A 19,582-nucleotide genomic window follows, 5' to 3' on the forward strand; every position below is an offset into this window, starting at 1 on the left:
TGGGCCCACACCGGCGAGGGCCCCGCGTTGAGCGGAGCGAGACGTGGGAGCCGGTGGGGACTAGAGTGAATTCGTGAGTAGATCCGTCGCCTGGGACCACCCCCGCACGTCGTTGTACACCGATCACTACGAGCTGACAATGCTGGAAGCTGCCCTCCATTCGGGCGCGGCGCACCGGCGCTCCGTCTTCGAGGCCTTCGCCCGCCGCTTGCCCGATGGCCGCCGCTACGGCATCGTGGCCGGCACCGGCCGGCTGCTTGAGGGAATCAAGGACTTCCGTTTCGGAGACGCCGAGCTCGCGTTCCTCGATCAGCACAAAGTCGTTGACAGGCAGACATTGGACTTCCTCGCGGACTACAGGTTTTCGGGCGACATCTGGGGCTATCCGGAGGGCGAAGCCTACTTCCCCGGCTCCCCCATCCTGATCGTCGAATCCACATTCGCGGAAGCCTGCATCCTTGAAACGTACATCTTGTCCGTGCTCAACCATGACACCGCGATTGCTTCGGCTGCTTCACGCATGACCAGCGCGGCCGGCAACCGGCCGTGCATCGAGATGGGCTCCCGGCGCACCCAGGAGGAATCGGCGACGGCTGCAGCCCGCGCCGCGGTCATCGCCGGTTTCGGCAGTACCTCCAACCTTGAGGCCGGCCGCCGTTACGGCATCAAGACCGTGGGCACAGCCGCCCATTCGTTCACGCTTCTGCACGACACCGAGCGCGAAGCCTTCGAAGCGCAAATCTCGGCCTTCGGACCGGGAACCACGCTCCTGGTGGACACGTACGACGTCGAGGTCGGCGTACGCACCGCGGTGGAACTCGCGGGTGACAAGCTCGGGGCAGTCCGCCTGGACTCCGGAGACCTCGTGGCCCAGGCCCAGTGGGTCCGCGAGCTGCTGGACAACCTCGGCAACACCAACACCCGGATCGTCGTCACCTCGGATCTCGATGAATTCGCCATCGCGGCCCTGCAATCGGCCCCGGTGGATGTGTACGGCGTGGGCACCTCGCTGGTCACGGGATCGGGAGCTCCGACGGCCAGCATGGTCTACAAACTCGTCAGCCGGACCAACGATGACGGTGAATTCGTTCCCGTGGCCAAAATAGCCAAGAACAAGGCCAGCGTGGGCGGCCGCAAATACGCCCTCCGCAAACTCAACGAACTCGGCATCGCAACCCAGGAGATCGTGGGCATCGGACACCGCCCTGAAGACGACGGCAACGACCGCCCCTTGCTCCAGCAGTTCGTCAAGAACGGTGAGCTGCTCCCGGGATGGACCGGACACGAGGGCGTGGTCCGGGCACAGGAACGCCACGCTGCCACCATGGCCGAACTCCCCCCGGTAGTCCGGAGGCTGCAGCGCGGCGAGCCCGCAATCCCCACCGTCTACGAGGAGGACTGAATGTCCCGCGCCCTGATCATCGTGGACGTCCAGAACGATTTCTGCGAGGGCGGCTCCCTCGCCGTGGAAGGCGGCGCCGCTACGGCTGCCGCTATCAGCGAATACCTTGACGAGAACCATCAGCATTTCGACCATGTCGTGGCCACGCAGGACTGGCACGTGGACCCGGGCAGCCATTTTTCGGAAACCCCGGACTTCGTGGACAGTTGGCCGCCGCATTGCCGCGCCGGGAGCAAGGGCGCCGAACTCCACCCGGATCTCGACGCCGAATACGTCCAGGCCTACTTCCGCAAGGGACAGTACACCGCCGCCTATTCAGGCTTCGAAGGAGTCCTCGCGCCTGAAGACGAAGTGCCCATGGGCGAGCTCACGCCCGGCGCGGTCCCCTCCGTCGAGCTGGACGAGGACGCCCTCGGGCTCGATGACTGGCTGCAGAGCCACGGGGTGGAAGAAGTCGTCGTAGTGGGAATCGCCACGGACTACTGCGTCAGGGCCACCGCGCTGGACGCCGTGCAAGCGGGCTACTCCGTGACAGTGATCGGTGATCTCACCGCCGGAATCGCGGAAGATCTTGACGAGACTTACGCAGAGCTGGAAGAAAACGGCGTCGAACTGGGGCAGCGCTAAGGACAGGAGCCCTGCCAGGAAGTTCTACTTCCGTCCGATGAACCAGTCCTGAAGCTTGCGCAGCCGTGACTGCAATTGCTCCTCGTTTGCCTGCGCGACTGCCGGTCCGCCACACACCTCGCGCAACTTGTTGTGGACGACGCCGTGCGGGGTACCGGTGCGGGCGGACCAGGCCGCAACGTTTTTTGCGAGCTCGTTGCGCAAGTCCATCAGCATGCGGTGGTCCGGAACAGCGGGTGACGCGGCGGCAGCCAACGGAGATTGGCGTTTCTTCCTCGACTGCTGATCATGCTGCCGCTGCCGGAGCAACGTTCCCACCTGTTCGGCGTCGAGCAGTCCCGGGATCCCGAGGAAATCAAGTTCGTCCTCGGAGCCGATATCGGCTCCCGTGCCGAATTCGCCGCCGTCGAACAGCACCCTGTCAAAGGATGCCTGCGAATCGAGGGCCTCGAATTTGCCCTTCTCCAGGGAGTCCGAGGCCTTCTCTTCGCGGTTGGCCTCAGCCATCAGGTTCTCTTCGGGGTTGAAGAGGCCGTCCGGATCTTCCTTCTCCGGCCGGTCCAGCGCGTGGTCCCGCTCGGCTTCCATGGAGTTGGCCAAGGCCATGAGGGGCGGCACGGACGGCAAGAAGACCGACGCCGTTTCGCCGCGTTTGCGGGCACGGACGAAGCGGCCCACGGCTTGGGCGAAGAACAGCGGCGTAGACGTGGACGTCGCGTAGACGCCCACTGAAAGCCGCGGGACGTCAACGCCTTCGGACACCATGCGCACGGCCACCATCCAGCGCTTGTCGCTGGCGGTGAACTCCTCGATCTTGTGCGAAGCCTTGGAATCATCGGACAGGATCACCGTGGGCGACTGGCCCGTAATCTTCTTGAGCTGACCGGCATAGGCGCGGGCGTCGTCGTGATCCGTGGCAATCACGAGGCCGCCGGCGTCGGGCACGGTACGGCGCACTTCGCTGAGGCGCTTGTCGGCGGCAGCAAGAACCGCGGGGATCCATTCGCCGCCCGGGTTGAGCGCGGTGCGCCATGCCTGGGAGGTGATGTCCTTGGTGACGGCAGCTTCGCCGAGCGAAGCCGCCATTTCGTCCCCCGCGCTGGTACGCCAACGCATCTGGCCCGAATACGCCATGAAGAGCACTGGACGGACAACGTGGTCCCTCAAGGCATTGCCGTAACCGTAGGTGTAGTCCGCCTTCGAGCGGCGGATGCCGTCGCGGTCTTCGGCGTATTCGACGAACGGGATGGGTGAGGTGTCGGAACGGAAAGGCGTGCCCGTCAGGGCCAGGCGCCGCGCGGCAGGGTCGAAGGCCTCGCGCAATCCGTCGCCCCAGGACAACGCCTCGCCGCCGTGATGGATTTCGTCGAGAATGACCAGCGTGCGGGCAGCCTCGGTCTTGGCCCGGTGGAGCATGGGCTTGCTGGCCACCTGTGCGTAGGTCACCGCGACGCCGACGAAGCCCCTGCCGTGCTGGCCGTCTGCGTTCTTGAAGTTCGGATCGATGGCAATGCCCACCCTGGCCGCGGCGTCCGCCCACTGCCGTTTCAGGTGGTCGGTGGGAGCGACGATCGTCACGCGGTTCACGGTTCCACTGTCAAGGAGTATCGACGCAATCCGCAGGGCGAAGGTGGTCTTACCTGCGCCCGGCGTTGCCACGGCGAGAAAATCGCGCGGGCTCGCGTTCAGGTACAGATCCAGCGCTTCCTGCTGCCAGGCGCGCAGCTTCGGGGCGGTTCCCCAGGCTGCGCGTTCCGGATAAGCCGGAGGCAGCGCAGGGCCGCCGAAGAGTGTTTCAGTCACGCGGTTTCCCCCCGACCAGCAACGATTCCAAGCAAGGCCGCTGCAGCCAGCGAAACCCAAATAACCACAAAAAACACCAATCTGTTCCGGATGCGCCGAATCACGCAGGGCAGCAAACAGGCAGGGGAAAGCGCTCCCCCGCCTACTACCAGGAAATACCCGACTACTGGGGCTTACCTACTACTTGGAGTCGCCCGAGCCGCCCTTGTCTCCGCCGTCGTTACCGGGGCGAAGTCCTTCATAGATTTCTTTGCATTCAGGGCAGATCGGGAACTTTTGCGGGTCGCGTCCAGGGGTCCACACTTTACCGCACAGCGCAATCACGGGTTCGCCTGTCATAGCGGACTCCATGATCTTTTCCTTGCGGACATAGTGCGAGAAACGCTCCCGGTCACCGGGTTCCACTTCCTGGCGCACTTCCTCGCGCTCAATGGTTGCAGTGGAAGTTCCGGCTCCGGAAAGCTCGCGCATGGGATCGTTTTCGAATGGGTCCGGAGGCAGCGTCGTCATGCCATCCATCTTAGCCGCTGCAGCTTCCCTATCCGATGCACCGCGTCAGATGCTCTGCCATTTCGGCTTGTTGTCATAGGTGTGGCGATAGTAGTCCGCGAGCTTGAGCGAGGAAGCCGCAGCCTCATCGATCATGATGGTGGCGTGCTGGTGCATCTGCAGCACCGATGCCGCGCAGATGGCCGCCACCGGTCCCTCCACAAAGTCCCTGACGGTCTGGGCCTTCTGCGCCCCCGTGGCAATCAGGACAACATGCCGGGCATCCATGATGGTTCCAAGGCCTTGAGTCACCACATGGTGCGGGACATCGTCAATGCTCTTGAAGAAGCGGGCGTTGTCCTTCCGGGTCTGCTCGATCAGCGTCTTGATCCGTGTCCGCGAAGCGAGCGAGGAGCCGGGCTCGTTGAATCCAATGTGGCCGTCCGTGCCTACGCCAAGGATCTGCAGGTCAACGCCGCCAAGTGCCCGCATGGAGTCCTCGTAGGCTTCGCAGGCCGCGGGAAGGTCGGTGGCGGTGCCGTCCGGGCTGTGGACATTGGCGGGGTCGATATTGACCCGGTCCGTGAATTCACGCCGTATGACCTCCCGGTACGACTCCGGATGCCCGGGTTCGAGCCCGACGTATTCGTCAAGTGCGAAGGCGTGCGCCTGGCTGAAGTCGAGTCCCCGTTCCTGGTGGCGGCGCGCCAGTTCGTCGTAGACAGGGAGCGGAGAAGACCCTGTGGCCAGGCCCAGGACGGCATTCGGCTTTCGGAGGAGAAGCGCCTCGATGGCATCCGCGGCAAGCGCCCCGATCTGCTTGCTTCCCGGAAGGATGACAACTTCCATCGTCCACGACCTTTCTAGCTGTGTTTCCGGATCGACTGGTTCAAACTCGAGGTTATCCCATGTCCCATAACTTGTCATTGTTGGTCATGGAGTCACCGGTTGACGCTCAATTGCGCGAAGAGCTCCGGCCCGCGTCGGTCAAGCCAGCGTCCTCCGACCCGGACACCCGCCACGAACAAGGCCGTCCCAAGAACCGTACCAATTGCCAGATTGATCCATCCCCACAGCGGATCGCGCGTGGCTGATTGGACTATGACCAGTGCAAGTTCAGGAAGGACCAAAAGGAACAGCACCGCCATTCCCCCGAACTGGACAGCCAGCGTCTGGGCAACGTTCCCCGGTGGCTTCTTGAACGGGCTGTCCCCGGGCAACGGCACGGTGGACGTGTACCGCGCCGAGACGATGGAGGCTAATCCCAGGCCAGTGAACAGCACGCCCAGGGAAAGACCCAGGATGCCCGGCAACCAGCCCCATTCTCCCGTCAGGAAGAACGGCCCGACGGCGAAGATCAACACCACCGGGAGGGCGAATGCCAGGCAGGCCAAGGCCCTGCCGAGCCGGTCATGGATACCGCGGACCCCGGTGGCCAGATGCAAGGCGAACGCGGTGCTGTCGTAGGAGACATCCGCGGCAATGGACCATGCGAGGACAAAGGCAGCCATTGGCCCCAGAATCACCAGCATGGAGTAGCTTCCGGACTGAGCGGACTGGAACAGGAAAATGACGGGCAATAACGGGACCACGATCAGCGAGGCTGCGTAGCGCGGGTCGCGGATCCAGTAGCTGAGGGCCCGCGCTGCTACTGCCCCGGTAGGAGTTGCCGGCAGCAGTCCGAACAAGCCAAGTTTCCCGCCGCGTTTCCCTGAACCGCCCGAGAATGGCGGAGTGACCAGCGCGCGCTTGAGCAGGAGATTCCAAGCGGCACATAACGCGAGGAGAGTGGCCAGCGCGATCAACGCCTTCAGGCCGGCAGCAGCAACGTCTCCGGACGCCAGATCGCCGCCAAGCGACCAGGAAGCTCCGAGTGGAGTCCAGGAGACCGTCCGGGCAAGTTCGGGGAGATACCCGGTGGAACCGGACACTCCCCTGAAGACGCCGGCCACGATCGGTCCCATCAGCACGAGTGGCACAAAGACAACGATGCTGCTTACGTCTTTGAAACGGCGGGAGGCTGCGAGGCTGGCCGTCGCCGTCGTGATGACTTTCGACAAGACCACGCAGCTCAGCACGCCAAGCGCGGCGCCTAACAGGGCGCCGAGCACGGCCGGCACGCTGCGCCACCATGTTGCCGCCGTGAATAGCGCCACGATCATCGTGGACAGTCCGGGCACGCCGATGAATCCGGCGAGGGCGAGCCCGGTCAGCAGCTGGCGCATGGGGATCGCCGACGTCGTGAAGCGGGAAGGGTCAAGCGTCATGTCAGCTGCCGAAGCCATGAGGGGCACGATTGCCCAGGCCAGGATCGCGGCGGCGCCACCGAGGACGACGGCGGTATGGGCCGTCTCGGGGTCGGCCCACCGCAAGGCGACGAGTGTCCCCACCAGGGTCGCGACGACTCCCAATGCATAAAGCCCGCCGATCGCGATTCCCACGAGCTGGCCCGGGCTGCGTCGGAAGCCGTTCAGCAGGAGCCGCCACTTCAGGCTCAGAAGGTGCGCAACCATTCCAGGCCCCCCGTCTGGTTTCCGCCGCCCACCAGCTGCACAAAACGGTCCTCGAGCGTGGCGCCATCGCGGACCTCTTCGACGGTTCCGGCGGCGAGGACCCTGCCTGCAGCCACAACGGCCACGTGGTCGCACATGCGCTGCACAAGGTCCATGACATGGCTTGAGACGATGACCGTTCCTCCCGAGGCCACGTAGTTGTCAAGAATTCCCCTGATGTTGGCTGCCGAGACGGGATCCACGGACTCAAAGGGCTCGTCCAACACCAGCAGCCTGGGCGCATGAATGAGCGCCGAGGCGAGGGCAATCTTCTTTGTCATGCCGGCGGAGTAGTCCACCACGAGGGTGCCGGCGTCGCCGCTCAGGTCCAGCGCGGCCATCAGTTCTCCCACCCGTTGGGCAACGACGTCCCTGTCCATGCCGCGGAGCAAGCCGGCGTAGGTGACCAACTGTTCACCCGTCAAGCGGTCGAAGAGGCGGACGCCGTCGGGCAGTATCCCCATGAGCTTCTTGGCTTCGAGCGGTTTCGCCCAAACGTCCACGCCATGGATGTAGGCCGTCCCGAAATCCGGCCGCAGGAGCCCCGTGGCCATGGACAACGTGGTCGTTTTGCCCGCCCCGTTGGGACCCACGACCCCATAGAAGGAGCCGGCCGGCACATCCAGGCTGATCCCATCGACGGCGATCTTGCCGCCGAAGCGTTTTGCCAATCCGCGCAAGGCCAATGCAGGCACCGGGGAATTAAGAGACGGACCGGGAAGCTGGACATTCATGCAGCCAGCCTAGCCCCGGGGGCGCTTCCAGGGGTCGTCCCCGAGGGGTAACTACGGGACACCTTTCCGGGGCGGCCTCATCCCAAAGGACTAGATCGCCAAATGATTGGCTCCCGAGAGGGTCCGCTCCCGAAAAGAGCAGCTCCTAGAAGCTGTGCCGCGGAACCGCGCGCTGATACTGCGGCGCCCATTCCAAGGGGAATCCGAGTTCAAAAGCCGCGCGAAGCCACCAGTGCGGATCGCGGAGGGCTGCCCTTGCCATGAATACGCCGTCGGCCTGGCCTGTGGCCACCGTGTGTTCGGCCTGTCCCGAGGACGTCAGGAAGCCGACGGCCCCGGTGGGAACCCCCGCTTCGCGCCTGATCTGTTCCGAGAATCCCGTCTGGTATCCGGGACCGGCCTTGATCCGTTGGTGGGCCACGGCGCCACCGCTGGAGACGTCCACCAAGTCCACGCCGTGCTCGGACGCCGCCCGCGCGAGGCGCACGGAGGCGTCAATGTCCACGCCGCCCTCAGCCCAATCAGTGGCGGAAATCCGCAGCAACAACGGCATCGAATCGGGGATGACCGCACGCACGGCGTCGATGACCTCAAGCATCAAGCGGTTTCGTGCCGCCTCGCTGCCGCCCCAGGCATCGTCGCGCTTGTTGATCAAGGGGCTTTGGAATTGGTGCAGGAGGTAGCCGTGCGCGCCGTGGATCTCCACCGTGTCGAATCCGGCGTCCACAGCCCGTCTGGCTGCCGCCGCGAAATCGGCAATCACGGCTTGGATGTCCGCCTCGCCCATGGCCACAGGACTTGCAAGACCTGCAAAGGCCTCAACCCCCGGGCCCCGGGTGACCCATCCGCCGTCGGACTCCGCTACTGATCCGCTCTCTTCGGCGAAGGGCCAGTAGGTGGAAGCCTTGCGGCCGGCGTGCGCCAGTTGGACGCCGATTTTGCCGTCCACGGCACTGTTGCGGTGGACGAAATCCACAATCCGCTCCCAAGCGGCCGCCTGCTCATCCGTGTACAGCCCGGCGTCGCGCGGGCTGATCCGTCCCTCCGGGCTGACGGCCGACGCCTCGGTGAGGATGAGGGCAGCGCCGCCCGTGGCAAACGCTCCAAGATGCACCAGATGCCAATCGTTCGGCACGCCGCCTCCGCCGTCGGGCGAGCAACTGTACTGGCACATCGGCGAGACCCAGCCACGATGCGGCAACGTCAAGGAGCGCAATTGAAGCGGGCTGAACAACGCCGGCTGTGTCATTAGAACAGGACCCGCGCCAGACCTTGCCGGGCCTTCGCCACACGTTGGTCCGAAATGCCGACGACGTCGAACAGTTCCAGCAGGCGCACGCGCGCCGTCTCGCGCTCGGGACCGAAGTTGCGGCCGATGAAGGCGATGATGCGGTTGAACGCGTCCTCGATGTGTCCGCCCGAGATGTCAAGGTCGGCCACCGTGAGCTGTACTTCGATGTTGTCCGGCTCCTCTGCCGCCCGCTGACGGATGGCTTCGGCTTCCGTCGCCGTCAGCGGCTCGAGCCTGCCCATCAGTTCCACCTGGGCGAGCCCGGCCTTCGCCTCGGCATCGGCGGGTTTCTCTGCCAGCGCCTGGCGGTAGGCAGTGGCGGCAGCTGCGTAGTCCCCGGCTTCAATCGCGTCGAAGGCTGCCTGGTGCAACGGCGGGAGAGGACGGGCCTCCGCACTGGCAGCACCCGCACCGATACTGCCCGTTACGCCGTTGGCTTCAGCCACCTTGAGGAGCTCATCGATGAGGCTGCGGATTTCCTCGTCCGAAGCAGGCCCCTCGAAGAGCGGAACGGGCTGGCCCTTCAAGACCGCGACGGCGGTAGGGACGGCTTGGACCTGGAATGCCTGCGCAAGCTGTGGGAACGCGTCAACGTCCGCCGCGGCCAGCACTACTTTGCCGGCGTAGCCTTCGACGACACCTTCCAGGCTATGCAGGAGGGTCGAAGCCTCCAAGGATCGATTGGACCACAAGAGGAAAAGGACGGGAATCTGCGCGGACAGCTGGACGAGGTCCTGGAAATTGGCCTCGGTGGCATCTACGCGAAGGGGCTGGCTGCTTCCCGGGCTCCCACCCGACGCAGCCGGGGCACCGCTCGATGCCGCCGGCGCGGGACGCCGCAATGCGGAGAGGTCGACGGCGCCGCGCAGGTTGAGCTGGCTGGCGGCGGCTGGAGAGACGGGACGGGATCCTGGCGAACTCATACCGTCCACTCTAGCCGCTGCGCCAACAGCATTTGCCTACTTGAAGCTGGCTCCCACCAGACCGCGGACCGCGGCAACGAGCTTCATGGGAGCAGTCGAGCCTGCCGGTGGAATGTAGATGGCTACCGACTCCGAGAAGGTCTGCACGAGGCCGACTTTCGTGGAATCCCCGCCCGCAAGCACTGCCGCGGCTTTGTCCACGGTCAGCGTGTCGCCGTCGGCTTTGGGCTTGCTGGTGAAATCGAAGTCAAGCTTTCCCACCACCACGGCACCACCGTCCGAGGTCCGGAACACGGCCGTATCCGCCGGAGAGGGTGTGTGCGTGAAGGTGAAATTGCCGTTGGTGCCTGACTTCACAGTGCTCGCCTGGTAGTCCAGGACATCTGCGATGTAAGGCGAGTTGGTGCCTTCCACGAGCTTGTCCTTGAACGCCGAATCCGCCTTGGTCAAACGATCGCCCAAGGCTGCCATCGCTTCGGTCCCGCTGTATTGCAGCCCGGACTTGTCTCCGGCAGCCAATTGCGCGGTTCCGCCCAAGGGGATCGCCGGGAAGGACGTTCCCGGCTGAAGCGGGGAGGTGCTCTTCAGCTTGTAGTTCTCCCGCGGCGAGGCCTGCACGAGGGTCAGGACCTGGGGAACCACGTTGCCATCGCCCTGGGTCAAGGCGATCACGGTCCGCGGCCAGGTGCGCTGGGTGGAGATGACGCTACCGAGCAATTTGCTGGACCGGACGGGCATCCGCGCCTCGTGCGTGGCAACCTGGGACCGGATCTTGTAGTTCTGCGTGCGAACTTGAAGCTCCGTGCCGTCAACCCGGGGAGCGAGTTTGGAGGCATCGCGTGCGGCATCCCCGGCGGCCACGGCGCCCGCGACCTGGTCCAGGATGCGCTTGAGCTGAGCGTCCACCAAGACGGGGACGGCCTGCGCACCGGCGGTCACTCCCGGGCTCGCCGTCGCGGATCCGGAGGGAATCGCGGACCCCGAAGGAGAAGGAGTCTCGGCCGCCTGCGCGCCTGCCGCGGTGCCACCCACGAGGGCCGTCACAATGGCGGTAGCTACAAGCGAAATACGAAGTGCGGGACCCCCGCCCGTGCCCTTCTTGGTGTCCTCGGCAGCGGTGTCCTCGCCAATGATGTCCTTGTTGCTTTGCGCGCCAGCGTCCTCACCGACGGTCTCTTTGTCGGCTTCCGTGCTCCCGCCGCCCAGCGGACCGTTGGCGCGAGGGCCTTTGCCCCGGCCCCTGGTGAACTTGTTGACGAACGGCAACGCCGCACCCGCGGCAATGAGGATCGCGCCAATGACGATAAGCGGGACGGCCCACGGCATGGTGGCATCGTTGGCGAACGTGACGGAGACCGACGACGGCGCCGGCTTGGTTCCGTCGCTGGCCAGGAGGAGCGACCAGTTGCCGCTCGCGGGCGGGGTGAAGGTGTAGTCCAGCTGTCCGCTGGCGTTCTCCGTTTCCACCCACAGATCCGATCCCGCAGGCGACGGGGCGGTTGCTTCGCCGTCGGTGCCGGCAAGCTGCAGGGACTTGCCGTCCTCGGAGACACCGGTGATGCTGTTGTGCGCGGTCTTGCCTACCCACGCATCGACGTCATCGGGCCGTCCGACAGCCAACACGAATTTGCCGTCGCCCTTGATGCTGATTTGTTTGGGACCGCCCTTGTGGGCCAACACGTCTTGGGTGATCACGGTCAGCGGAGCGGCTTTGGAGTCGCCGGGGGCGGACGCGGTTACCGTCTCGGCCGGGGCCCAAAAGGTCAGCTGGCCAATGCCGGCCAACAGTGTCAGCAGGCCAAGCAGCACCAGCGAAACTGCAGTCTTCAATCGCACAGGAATACCAATCATCAGCGGTCGTTGAACTTCAAGGGTAACGGTTTTGTTACCTAAGAGTCAGTTCGGGGTCCTCGCAAAGGGCTTCCCGGAGCACGGCTCAACCCCTAGAATTCGCCAATTCCGGCCTGCTGATAGTGTGGCGAACAACATGACATCGGGCACTCATCGAGCCTGACCGCGGAACGAAAAGGCAGCTGAAGCACGTGAAAGAGCGCAAGGATCCCACTACCGCTGATCAAGGCCCCGGAGCCACCCCGGGTGGCTTGGCCAACGGGTCTGCCCCGGACGGCAGGGATCACGGCGAGGGCCTGATGGCATCCTTCGTCCGCCGCCTCCGCCAGCCCATTCCGGGCGCCCAACCGCGGGTCCGTTTCGAAATGCCTCCCGAGCTTGAGCACGATGCAATAACCGAGCCCGCCCCGGATGAATCCGACGGTCCGCGTTTCGGCTCCCCCGGCCCGAGGATGTCCGCACAACATCCGCTGTATGTCGGCTTCATGGGCACGGCCGGCGTCGGCGTGGCCCTCATGCTGTATTACATCGGCACCAGTACCGTCCAACTGTTGTTGTGGATCGTTACGGCCCTGTTCATTGCCTTGGGACTGGACCCCGTGGTCCGTTGGCTCGAAAACCGCAAGGTTCCCCGCCCGGCCGGCGTCGTTATCGCCGTCGGGGTCCTCGTTGCCGGAGTGGCGGCGTTTTTCGCCACCCTTATCCCCACCATCGTGGAACAGGTCTCGCAGATCGTCCGGCAGGCTCCGGACTGGATCCGGGGCTTCGTGGATTCGGACTTCTTCCGCTCCCTTGACAGCCAATTCGGCGTTCGCGACAAGATCAGCCAGGAACTCGACAAGTTCGTCAAGAACCCCGATGCCATGGGCGGCATCTTCGGCGGCGTGGTCGGTTTCGGATCCACGGTGGCCAACGGGGTCTTCGGGACGCTGATCGTCCTGGTCCTCAGCCTCTACTTCCTCGGCGCCCTGCCCGCCATGAAGAGATGGGGATACCGGCTCGCACCACGGTCGCGCAGGCCCCGCGTGGAGGCGCTGTCCGAGGAAATTACGCGCTCCGTGGGCAACTATGTGATCGGCCAGGTTTGCGTGGCCTTGCTCAACGCGTTGTTCGCCTTCATCGTCATGAGCATCCTGGGCGTTCCGTTCAGCGTCCTGCTGGCCTTCGTGGTTGCCCTGCTTGCGTTCATCCCCTTGGTGGGAGGCATGATTGCCGCTGTGGTGGTCATTCTGGTAGCCCTGACCGCCGGCTGGCAGACCGCCGTGGTCTACGCCATCTGCTACTTCGCCTACCTGCAGTTCGAGGCCTACTTCATCTCCCCGCGCATCATGCAGAAGGCCGTTGCCGTTCCCGGTGCCGTCGCCGTGATCTCAGTGATCGCGGGCGGCAGCCTGCTGGGCGTGCTCGGCGCCTTGATCGCCATCCCGACGGCGGCAGCCATCATGCTGCTGATCAAGGAAGTCTTCATCGTCCGCCAAGACCGCCACTAGGCCGTGACGACTAGGCCGGGGCGACTAGGCCGTGGCCACTGGACCTGTCCAGCGGCGCGGCAGGCCATCCGGTCCTGAGCCGGCTTCCGTCACGTCGTCGACGATTTCGTCCAAAACCCGGGCCGCGTATTTCTCGCCGACCCACAAGTGCTTGGCGCCGTCGATGCCCAAGACCCGGGCCTGGGGCACCAAGCTGAATCGTTCGGCGGCCTCGGCGGGCTGAAGATAGTCGTCGTGTTCCGGAACCAGGACCGTCAGCGGTTTTCCCGAGGCAGCCCATTCCTTCAAATGCACATCCGTGGCCCGGTGCAGCGGCGGAGACAGCAGGACGGCACCCTCCACTTGGGAAGCCACGGGCTCAACGGCCCCGTACATCAAGGCCAGCTCGGTGCCGAAGGACCAGCCCACCAACCAGCGGTTCGGAAGCCCGCGTTCCACCGCGAAGCGAACGGCAGCCTCGACGTCGTACCGCTCACCGATTCCCTCGTCGAAATGCCCCTGGCTGGTACCCCGCGGCGAATGCGTCCCGCGCGTATTGAAGCGCAGTACCGCGACGCCGGCGAGTGCCGGCAGCCGATAGGAAGCCTTCCGGTAGACGTGCGAATCCATGAATCCGCCATGCGTCGGCAAGGGGTGCAGCATGATGAGCGTCGCCGAGATCTCGCCGGATTCCGGCAGCGCCAACTCTCCCACGAGCCGCTTGCCGTCTTCGGTGAGGAACTCCACGTTCTCGCGGTGCGCCGGCAAAACCGTGGATGCCCTGATGTCCGTGGCAGACTCCGGCTGGCTGAAAACGAGGGAAGCGGGATCGAAACTCATGCTTCCAAGCTTAAGTGCTCAGCGGTACCTGTAGGTCCGGCCTGTCCAGCAGTTGTTGTGCCAGTGGCGGCGTTCCGCCAACCCGGCGGCATCGCCGAAGAGGTGGGTCTCGGACCACACCACCAAGTGGGCGATGCCGGGCATGATGGCCATCGAACAACCTGGGCAGATATAGGTCTTCTCGGCATTCCGCGCGGTCATGGTCCGGACCATCCAGTCGCCGTCGGGGGCGCTTTCCCTGCGGGCAATGCCCGAACGGGCACGTTCCAGATCCAGTTCCGGCGACTCGCCTGTCCGTTTCCAGCTTGCCTTGGCTGATTCGGTGCGTCGGGGGCGGTTGGAGCGAGGCATGACTCCATTCTGCCCCAGTCGCTAGTTGCGCGCGGCAGGGTAAGCGGCAGAGGAAGTAAAGTGGAGCGGGTGCGACTCGTCATAGCCCGTTGTTCCGTAGATTACGTTGGCCGCCTCAAGGCCCACCTCCCGCTTGCCACCCGGCTCTTGCTCGTCAAATCCGATGGTTCCGTGCTGGTCCATTCCGACGGCGGCTCCTACAAGCCGCTGAACTGGATGAGCCCGCCCGCTACCCTGCGGGTGACCACGCCGGAGGAGACCGAGGTCGAGGAAGGCGTGGTGGAGCAGTGGACCGTGCAGTCGGCCAAGACCGACGACCGGCTCATCATCAACATCTACGAGCAACTCCATGACACGTCCCACGACCTGGGAACGGACCCCGGGCTCATCAAGGACGGCGTCGAGGCTGATCTGCAGCGACTGCTCGCCGAGCAGATCGAAACCCTTGGTGCCGGCTATTCGCTCATCCGGCGCGAGTACTTCACTGCCATCGGTCCCGTGGACATCCTCGCCCGGGACGGCGACGGCGGGACAGTCGCCGTCGAACTCAAGCGGCGCGGCGACATCGACGGCGTCGAGCAGCTCACGCGCTACCTCGAACTACTCAACCGCGATCCACTGCTGGCCCCGGTGCGGGGCATTTTCGCCGCCCAGCAGATCAAGCCGCAGGCGAAGGTCCTTGCCAATGACCGCGGAATCGACTGCATCACCCTGGACTATGACGCGATGCGCGGCGTGGACGACAGCGAGTCACGCTTGTTCTAGCTGTCCGGACCTTCATCCCTGGTAAACCAGGTCAAGCGTGGGCCCCGGCAACTAGAATCAAAACATGACTGTCCCAGACCGGCCTGTATCTTCCTCTGCGCCCGTGCGCCACCTGATTACCGGAACCATCGTCAGCGACGGTGCGGTGATCGAAGATGGCCTGGTGGCGGTGGAGGACGACCGCATAGCCTTCGCCGGGCCGGCGGCCGAATTCCACGAAGCAGCCTTCGAGGGGTTCGAGGAAACTCCGCGGACCGATTTCCCCACGGACCGGTACATCGTTCCCGGATTCGTGGATGTTCACTGCCATGGCGGCAATGGAGGCGACTTCCCCGGGGCCGATGAGTCCTCGGCACGAAAGGCCATCGATTTCCTGCACCGCTCCGGAACCACCACCCTCCTCGCCAGCATGGTCACGGCACCCCGGGAAGACCTGCTCCGCGGCATCGAGCTTTTCGTACGCTTGGCCGATGAAGGGCTCGTAGCCGGAATCCACCTTGAGGGGCCATTCCTCTCCCACGCACGATGCGGCGCGCAGAACCCCGCCTATCTACTGGAGCCGGACCTGGATCTCATGACCGAGCTGGTTGAAGCCGCCGCCGGCAAGCTCGCCACCATGACCTACGCCCCCGAGCTTCCCGGCGCAGCGGCACTCGTGGACCTGATGACGTTCCACGGAGTGACGCCGTCCCTTGGCCACACGGATTGCGACGACGCGACGGCCGCCGCCTCCCTGACCGCAGCGCGGGAGGGCTTGGAATCCGCTGGTTTCGACGGCGTAAGCTCGTTGCCGACTGTCACGCACTTGTTCAATGGGATGCCCCCCATGCACCACCGCTCCCCCGGCCCCGTGGCCGCCTCCCTTCGCACCGCCCAGGAAGGCAAGGCCGTGGTGGAACTGATCGCGGACGGCACCCACCTTGACCCAAGCACTGTCGCAACCGTTTTTCAGCTGGTAGGCGCCCCAAACATTGTCCTCGTGACCGATTCAATGGCGGCAGCGGGACTCTCTGACGGAAACTACATGCTCGGCCCCTCCCCGGTGACCGTGACGGACGGCGTCGCTACCTTGGATGCCACGGGATCCATCGCCGGTGGCACTGCAACCATGCTCGACGTCGTCAGGCGCACGGTTGCGGCCGGCGTCGGGCTCGCCGACGCGGTTGCCTCGGCGACGGCGGTTCCCGCCGCAGTCCTGGGGCTGTCCGACGAACTTGGCGGCCTTCGGCGGGGCCTGCGGGCCGATCTCGTCGTCGTGGACAAGGAACTGCAGCTCGCGGGCGTATTGCGCAATGGTGATTGGCTGGCATAGGTGGATTGGCTGGCCTAGCCCGAATTTGCGGCCCCCAATGCCGGATCCAGTGGCAAGCGCGCTTTCTTCCGTTACCTTCTTTTTACTTAAATTTTGTCGGAATTCCCCAGCAGACCGTTGACCTCCAGTATTCGCCATGAAAGTGTTGTAGCAGTCTTTGTGTAGGTGTGATTCATGCTCGCAAGACGTGTTGCGAGCGTGAAGCTCCTGCGAAGCCAACCAAGCCTGGCTTGGGCGGAAAACCAGGTCTTCTCGCGGAGTAACCAAGGCCGGCACGCGGTGTGCCGGACTTAAAAGTTCCACAATGAGGAGAAACAAAAATGGCACTGGGCACCGTCAAGTGGTTCAACGCTGAAAAGGGCTTCGGCTTCATCACCCCGGACGACGCCGAAGGCGACGTCTTTGTCCACTATTCCGAGATCCAGACCGGCGGATTCCGCACCCTCGACGAGAACCAGCGTGTTCAGTTCGAGATCGGTCAGGGCGCAAAGGGCCCGCAGGCCACCGGCGTAACCGCCGTCTAGTCTGACTGTTTGAATTCTGCCTGAAGGATTCACCGAAGGGGTTCCGCACACCTGCGGGACCCCTTTTTCTTCCCAACTGGCTCGCATTAGTTGTCGTTATGGGGCGTCAAAACGACAACAAATGCGAGTCAGTTGGGTTTTCAAGCAACGAGGGTGCGGAGGAGCCTGGCAGTTTGCCGGACGGACAGCCCCGGCAAATATGCGCGGCTTAGCGCGGCGCCGATCGCGGGAATCTCTAGGCTGTCTTGGTAATACATATACAAAGTCCTGTACTCCGGCTGGAACCTCGATTTGAAGCGGGCGAGGGAGCGGAATCCGTAAACAGGCTCCAAGGTCCTGCCAACGAGGTCCAGAATGCCCGCCATGCCGGCTTCCCCACGGGAGAATTCCTCGGTGTCCCCAGCCAAAGGCGAGCCCGACAGGGAAATGACTTCCACTCCCTGCCGCAACTCGTGGACTGCCGAGGCAATCATGAATTCCATGAGGCCAGGGAAGGCGTCGCTGCGCCGGCGCATGAAATCCAATGTCCAGCTGATCACCTGGCCGTCGCGGAACACCGGTAGCCAACTGGTGACCCCATAGACAAAGCCCTTGCCGTCGACGGCTATGCAGCAAAGCACTTCATCGTCCATCAGCTCGTCGAGGGAACCCAAGGTAAAGCCCATTTCAGGCACTTTTTTCCTGGCGGCCCACTCTTCCGACACCTCGCCGAGTTGGGAGCGTATGTGTTGCGAAAACTCCGAATAACGTCCCCACCGGGCTTCAACGCCGGCCTTCAGTGCACGGTTCTTGGCCGTGCGCACGTTTTGCCACGCTTTGCCCGTGAACTCGAGATCACCGATGGAGAGCCGGGTTTCCTGGGCGACCGCGATTCGGCGAAATCCGGTGGATTGCAGCATCGGCCACAACTCTTCAGTACAGGAATAAAGGCATGGCACCAATGCGTGGTGCGCGCAGTAGTCGAGGAAACCCTCGGTCGCGGCAGCGGCTTGTTCGGGATCACCGAACGGACCGGCGAGGGTCAGCGCGACGTTGCCGTGCTGCTGGTAGGCAACTCCGGCGTCCATTCCGGGGGTGAACCAGAACTTGTTCGGCTCCCATAGCGCCATCCAGGAAAGGGACTCTCCGCCGCGCTTGACCAAATCCCTGGCCGCCAAGCGAGCCGGATCATCACCGCCAGGACCGTGCTGCCGTTTGAGGAGCAGCGTCCACACCGCTGCCAGGGCCACGAGCCAGAAGATGATCCCTGACCACGCGAACAATATTGACTCCGCGGCACTCCGCTCCGCGAACACGCGACCAAATGCCGTGGGTATGGGCAAGGGAAGATACTGCCGGGCGAGTTCCGCAATAAGACCCAGGATGCCGCCGTCGTGCGCCAAACCGCCGGAGCCGAGCCAGGCCCCGGTGTAGCCACTCGCCAATACGAGCCACGTTGTGCCAACCAGCCACGCCATCTTCCGGCGGAGCGGCGCCCTCGAGCCCACCACGAAATTTCCCCTGAACAGGAAAAGCAGAACCGCGAGGATAAAGGGAACCAGGGCGAGGGTCAGGATGTGGAACACCGCGGAGCCCAAAACGACGGTGCGGCCCCGGCCTGGAAAATGCGGAATGCTGGCAAACAACACCAGGTAGGCGAAGGAGAGCGCCACTACGCCAAGTTGCACGCCGATGGCGATTTTCAGCGCCAGGCGCCTTCCTTGGCGCATACCCACCGCACAAATCAAGAGGAGCAATGCCGGTACCACCGCGAGGGCCACGCCGGCGGGCCCGGGGTAGCCTTGGCGTCCAAGTTCGAGGCAGCTGATGTCCACGGTTCCACCGCAGTTCGCCTGCAACTGATTGAGCGTCGGAACAGGGTTCAACACCATTTCGCGCAGCAACGCCAGCGGCCCCGCGGGGCTCCTCACGGCGCCCGCCACCAAGGGCCCGACGCCGAAAATCGCCACCATGAGCGACAACAGGTTTCGCGTCTCACGCCTGGTCGCACGGTGGCTCGGTTGGATGCCATGATCGAGCTGGAGCCAAAGACCGGCCCCCAGGCCGAGCAGGGCACCAGTCAGGGCCATGACAGCCGAGGGATCGCCAACGTACAGGACCAGGAGAAGCGCCAGGGACACGACCGTCGCCCTCAATCGCCGGCGCCACAAAGTCGGGAGGAGGCCACTGGCCGCCATCGAGACGAAGAGGGTCGCCGGAAGGGGTCCGGAGGTCCTGGCATCCATCATCCGACCCAGCCAACCGTCGTCGGCGTAGGCCGCCAACTGGACCACCAGCAAAAAGGCAGTGACCGTGGCAAACTGCCCGCCGAAGAAGCCCGCGGCAGTGCGGACCCACCCCAGCTTGCGCTCCGCAGAACCCAGCAACACGACGAACAACAACGAGCTCAAGACGTAGTCGACAGGGTTGGCGGCGAAAAACATCGAGGTCCACATGGACCACCAGTCCCCCGCCTTCAATCCCCCACCGCTCACGCTCGAGATGTGCCGCAAGGCATCCGGGCCGTACCCGATATCGGGGTCGAAGATCGCCGGAGTGAGCAGGTACAGCGCGAGCACAATCACGGTGAAGGGGATCGCGCCAATATGGGCGGCAATGTTGCCAAGCATGGCCCGGGCAAGGACTGCCACCATCTTCCGGGCGGGCTTG

At 64.3% G+C, this 19,582-nt stretch carries 17 protein-coding genes; 6 read left to right on the top strand and 11 right to left on the bottom strand.

What is annotated here, in order from left to right; genetic code table 11:
• Window positions 1-73 precede the first annotated feature (73 nt).
• Both ACFVTG_RS06465 and ACFVTG_RS06470 read left to right on the top strand, forming a co-directional pair.
• Window positions 74-1,402: a nicotinate phosphoribosyltransferase gene (locus ACFVTG_RS06465; protein ID WP_390279017.1), complete on the top strand. Its 1,329-nt coding sequence runs from the start codon at window positions 74-76 to the stop codon at window positions 1,400-1,402.
• Window positions 1,403-2,029 carry an isochorismatase family protein gene (locus tag ACFVTG_RS06470; protein ID WP_284751205.1) on the top strand — a complete coding sequence of 209 codons (627 nt, stop codon included), beginning with the start codon at window positions 1,403-1,405 and terminating at the stop codon, window positions 2,027-2,029. It begins immediately after the preceding gene.
• 24 nt (window positions 2,030-2,053) lie between these two features.
• Here the strand turns inward: ACFVTG_RS06470 and ACFVTG_RS06475 are convergent, their stop codons facing one another.
• From ACFVTG_RS06475 to ACFVTG_RS06510, 8 genes are all read right to left on the bottom strand, one after another.
• Window positions 2,054-3,832, bottom strand: a complete 1,779-nt coding sequence (locus ACFVTG_RS06475; protein WP_284751206.1) for a DEAD/DEAH box helicase — start codon at window positions 3,830-3,832, stop codon at window positions 2,054-2,056.
• 180 nt (window positions 3,833-4,012) lie between these two features.
• Window positions 4,013-4,351 carry a DUF3039 domain-containing protein gene (locus tag ACFVTG_RS06480; protein WP_390279019.1) on the bottom strand — a complete coding sequence of 113 codons (339 nt, stop codon included), beginning with the start codon at window positions 4,349-4,351 and terminating at the stop codon, window positions 4,013-4,015.
• A gap of 36 nt (window positions 4,352-4,387) precedes the next feature.
• Complete coding sequence (gene nagB / locus ACFVTG_RS06485; RefSeq protein WP_390279021.1) at window positions 4,388-5,170, bottom strand: glucosamine-6-phosphate deaminase; 783 nt, start codon at window positions 5,168-5,170, stop codon at window positions 4,388-4,390.
• Window positions 5,171-5,262: 92 nt separating this feature from the next.
• Window positions 5,263-6,834, bottom strand: a complete 1,572-nt coding sequence (locus tag ACFVTG_RS06490) for a transporter (RefSeq protein ID WP_390279023.1) — start codon at window positions 6,832-6,834, stop codon at window positions 5,263-5,265.
• Complete coding sequence (locus tag ACFVTG_RS06495; RefSeq protein WP_284751210.1) at window positions 6,816-7,607, bottom strand: ABC transporter ATP-binding protein; 792 nt, start codon at window positions 7,605-7,607, stop codon at window positions 6,816-6,818. The genes ACFVTG_RS06490 and ACFVTG_RS06495 overlap by 19 nt, the downstream gene beginning before the upstream one ends.
• Before the next feature lie 145 nt (window positions 7,608-7,752).
• Window positions 7,753-8,856 carry an NADH:flavin oxidoreductase/NADH oxidase gene (locus tag ACFVTG_RS06500; protein ID WP_390279025.1) on the bottom strand — a complete coding sequence of 368 codons (1,104 nt, stop codon included), beginning with the start codon at window positions 8,854-8,856 and terminating at the stop codon, window positions 7,753-7,755.
• Complete coding sequence (locus ACFVTG_RS06505) at window positions 8,856-9,821, bottom strand: co-chaperone YbbN (RefSeq protein WP_390279027.1); 966 nt, start codon at window positions 9,819-9,821, stop codon at window positions 8,856-8,858. The genes ACFVTG_RS06500 and ACFVTG_RS06505 overlap by 1 nt, the downstream gene beginning before the upstream one ends.
• A 36-nt stretch (window positions 9,822-9,857) precedes the next feature.
• The gene (locus ACFVTG_RS06510) at window positions 9,858-11,672 is read right to left on the bottom strand and encodes a hypothetical protein (RefSeq protein WP_390279028.1); all 1,815 of its coding nucleotides are present in this window, start codon (window positions 11,670-11,672) and stop codon (window positions 9,858-9,860) included.
• A 299-nt stretch (window positions 11,673-11,971) separates the two neighbouring features.
• Between ACFVTG_RS06510 and ACFVTG_RS06515 the strand changes: the two genes are divergently transcribed.
• Complete coding sequence (locus ACFVTG_RS06515; protein ID WP_284751328.1) at window positions 11,972-13,162, top strand: AI-2E family transporter; 1,191 nt, start codon at window positions 11,972-11,974, stop codon at window positions 13,160-13,162.
• Between the two features lie 24 nt (window positions 13,163-13,186).
• On the opposite strand, the gene ACFVTG_RS06520 is transcribed toward ACFVTG_RS06515, so the two are convergent.
• Window positions 13,187-13,981, bottom strand: coding sequence for an alpha/beta hydrolase (locus ACFVTG_RS06520; RefSeq protein ID WP_284751214.1), 795 nt, complete (start codon window positions 13,979-13,981; stop codon window positions 13,187-13,189).
• Between the two features lie 18 nt (window positions 13,982-13,999).
• Entirely contained in the window at window positions 14,000-14,332 is a 333-nt protein-coding gene (locus tag ACFVTG_RS06525) for an ATP/GTP-binding protein (RefSeq protein WP_284751215.1), read from the bottom strand.
• A 69-nt stretch (window positions 14,333-14,401) separates the two neighbouring features.
• On the opposite strand from ACFVTG_RS06525, the gene nucS reads away from it, so the two are divergent.
• From nucS to ACFVTG_RS06540, 3 genes are all read left to right on the top strand, one after another.
• A complete protein-coding gene (nucS, locus tag ACFVTG_RS06530) occupies window positions 14,402-15,097 on the top strand; it encodes an endonuclease NucS (protein WP_284751216.1) in 696 nt (231 codons plus the stop codon).
• 64 nt (window positions 15,098-15,161) lie between these two features.
• On the top strand, window positions 15,162-16,409 hold the full coding sequence (nagA, locus tag ACFVTG_RS06535) for an N-acetylglucosamine-6-phosphate deacetylase (protein ID WP_284751217.1): 1,248 nt from the start codon (window positions 15,162-15,164) through the stop codon (window positions 16,407-16,409).
• A 320-nt stretch (window positions 16,410-16,729) separates the two neighbouring features.
• Window positions 16,730-16,933, top strand: a complete 204-nt coding sequence (locus tag ACFVTG_RS06540; RefSeq protein ID WP_028264741.1) for a cold-shock protein — start codon at window positions 16,730-16,732, stop codon at window positions 16,931-16,933.
• A gap of 140 nt (window positions 16,934-17,073) precedes the next feature.
• Here the strand turns inward: ACFVTG_RS06540 and ACFVTG_RS06545 are convergent, their stop codons facing one another.
• Window positions 17,074-19,566 carry a bifunctional lysylphosphatidylglycerol flippase/synthetase MprF gene (locus ACFVTG_RS06545; RefSeq protein WP_390279342.1) on the bottom strand — a complete coding sequence of 831 codons (2,493 nt, stop codon included), beginning with the start codon at window positions 19,564-19,566 and terminating at the stop codon, window positions 17,074-17,076.
• Between the last annotated feature and the right edge of the window lie 16 nt (window positions 19,567-19,582).

The organism is Arthrobacter sp. NPDC058127, from assembly GCF_042884555.1.
In the GTDB taxonomy this organism is placed as follows: Bacteria; Actinomycetota; Actinomycetes; order Actinomycetales; family Micrococcaceae; genus Arthrobacter.

Bases quoted from the DNA above. Each gene is read 5' to 3' on its own strand.
- ACFVTG_RS06470 (WP_284751205.1), top strand. From the start codon at position 1,403: ATGTCCCGCGCCCTGATCATCGTGGACGTCCAGAACGATTTCTGCGAG.
- ACFVTG_RS06480 (WP_390279019.1), bottom strand. From the start codon at position 4,351: ATGGATGGCATGACGACGCTGCCTCCGGACCCATTCGAAAACGATCCC.
- nagB (WP_390279021.1), bottom strand. From the start codon at position 5,170: ATGGAAGTTGTCATCCTTCCGGGAAGCAAGCAGATCGGGGCGCTTGCC.
- ACFVTG_RS06490 (WP_390279023.1), bottom strand. From the start codon at position 6,834: ATGGTTGCGCACCTTCTGAGCCTGAAGTGGCGGCTCCTGCTGAACGGC.
- ACFVTG_RS06495 (WP_284751210.1), bottom strand. From the start codon at position 7,607: ATGAATGTCCAGCTTCCCGGTCCGTCTCTTAATTCCCCGGTGCCTGCA.
- ACFVTG_RS06500 (WP_390279025.1), bottom strand. From the start codon at position 8,856: ATGACACAGCCGGCGTTGTTCAGCCCGCTTCAATTGCGCTCCTTGACG.
- ACFVTG_RS06505 (WP_390279027.1), bottom strand. From the start codon at position 9,821: ATGAGTTCGCCAGGATCCCGTCCCGTCTCTCCAGCCGCCGCCAGCCAG.
- ACFVTG_RS06510 (WP_390279028.1), bottom strand. From the start codon at position 11,672: ATGATTGGTATTCCTGTGCGATTGAAGACTGCAGTTTCGCTGGTGCTG.
- ACFVTG_RS06515 (WP_284751328.1), top strand. From the start codon at position 11,972: ATGGCATCCTTCGTCCGCCGCCTCCGCCAGCCCATTCCGGGCGCCCAA.
- ACFVTG_RS06520 (WP_284751214.1), bottom strand. From the start codon at position 13,981: ATGAGTTTCGATCCCGCTTCCCTCGTTTTCAGCCAGCCGGAGTCTGCC.
- ACFVTG_RS06525 (WP_284751215.1), bottom strand. From the start codon at position 14,332: ATGCCTCGCTCCAACCGCCCCCGACGCACCGAATCAGCCAAGGCAAGC.
- nagA (WP_284751217.1), top strand. From the start codon at position 15,162: ATGACTGTCCCAGACCGGCCTGTATCTTCCTCTGCGCCCGTGCGCCAC.
- ACFVTG_RS06540 (WP_028264741.1), top strand. From the start codon at position 16,730: ATGGCACTGGGCACCGTCAAGTGGTTCAACGCTGAAAAGGGCTTCGGC.
- ACFVTG_RS06545 (WP_390279342.1), bottom strand. From the start codon at position 19,566: ATGGTGGCAGTCCTTGCCCGGGCCATGCTTGGCAACATTGCCGCCCAT.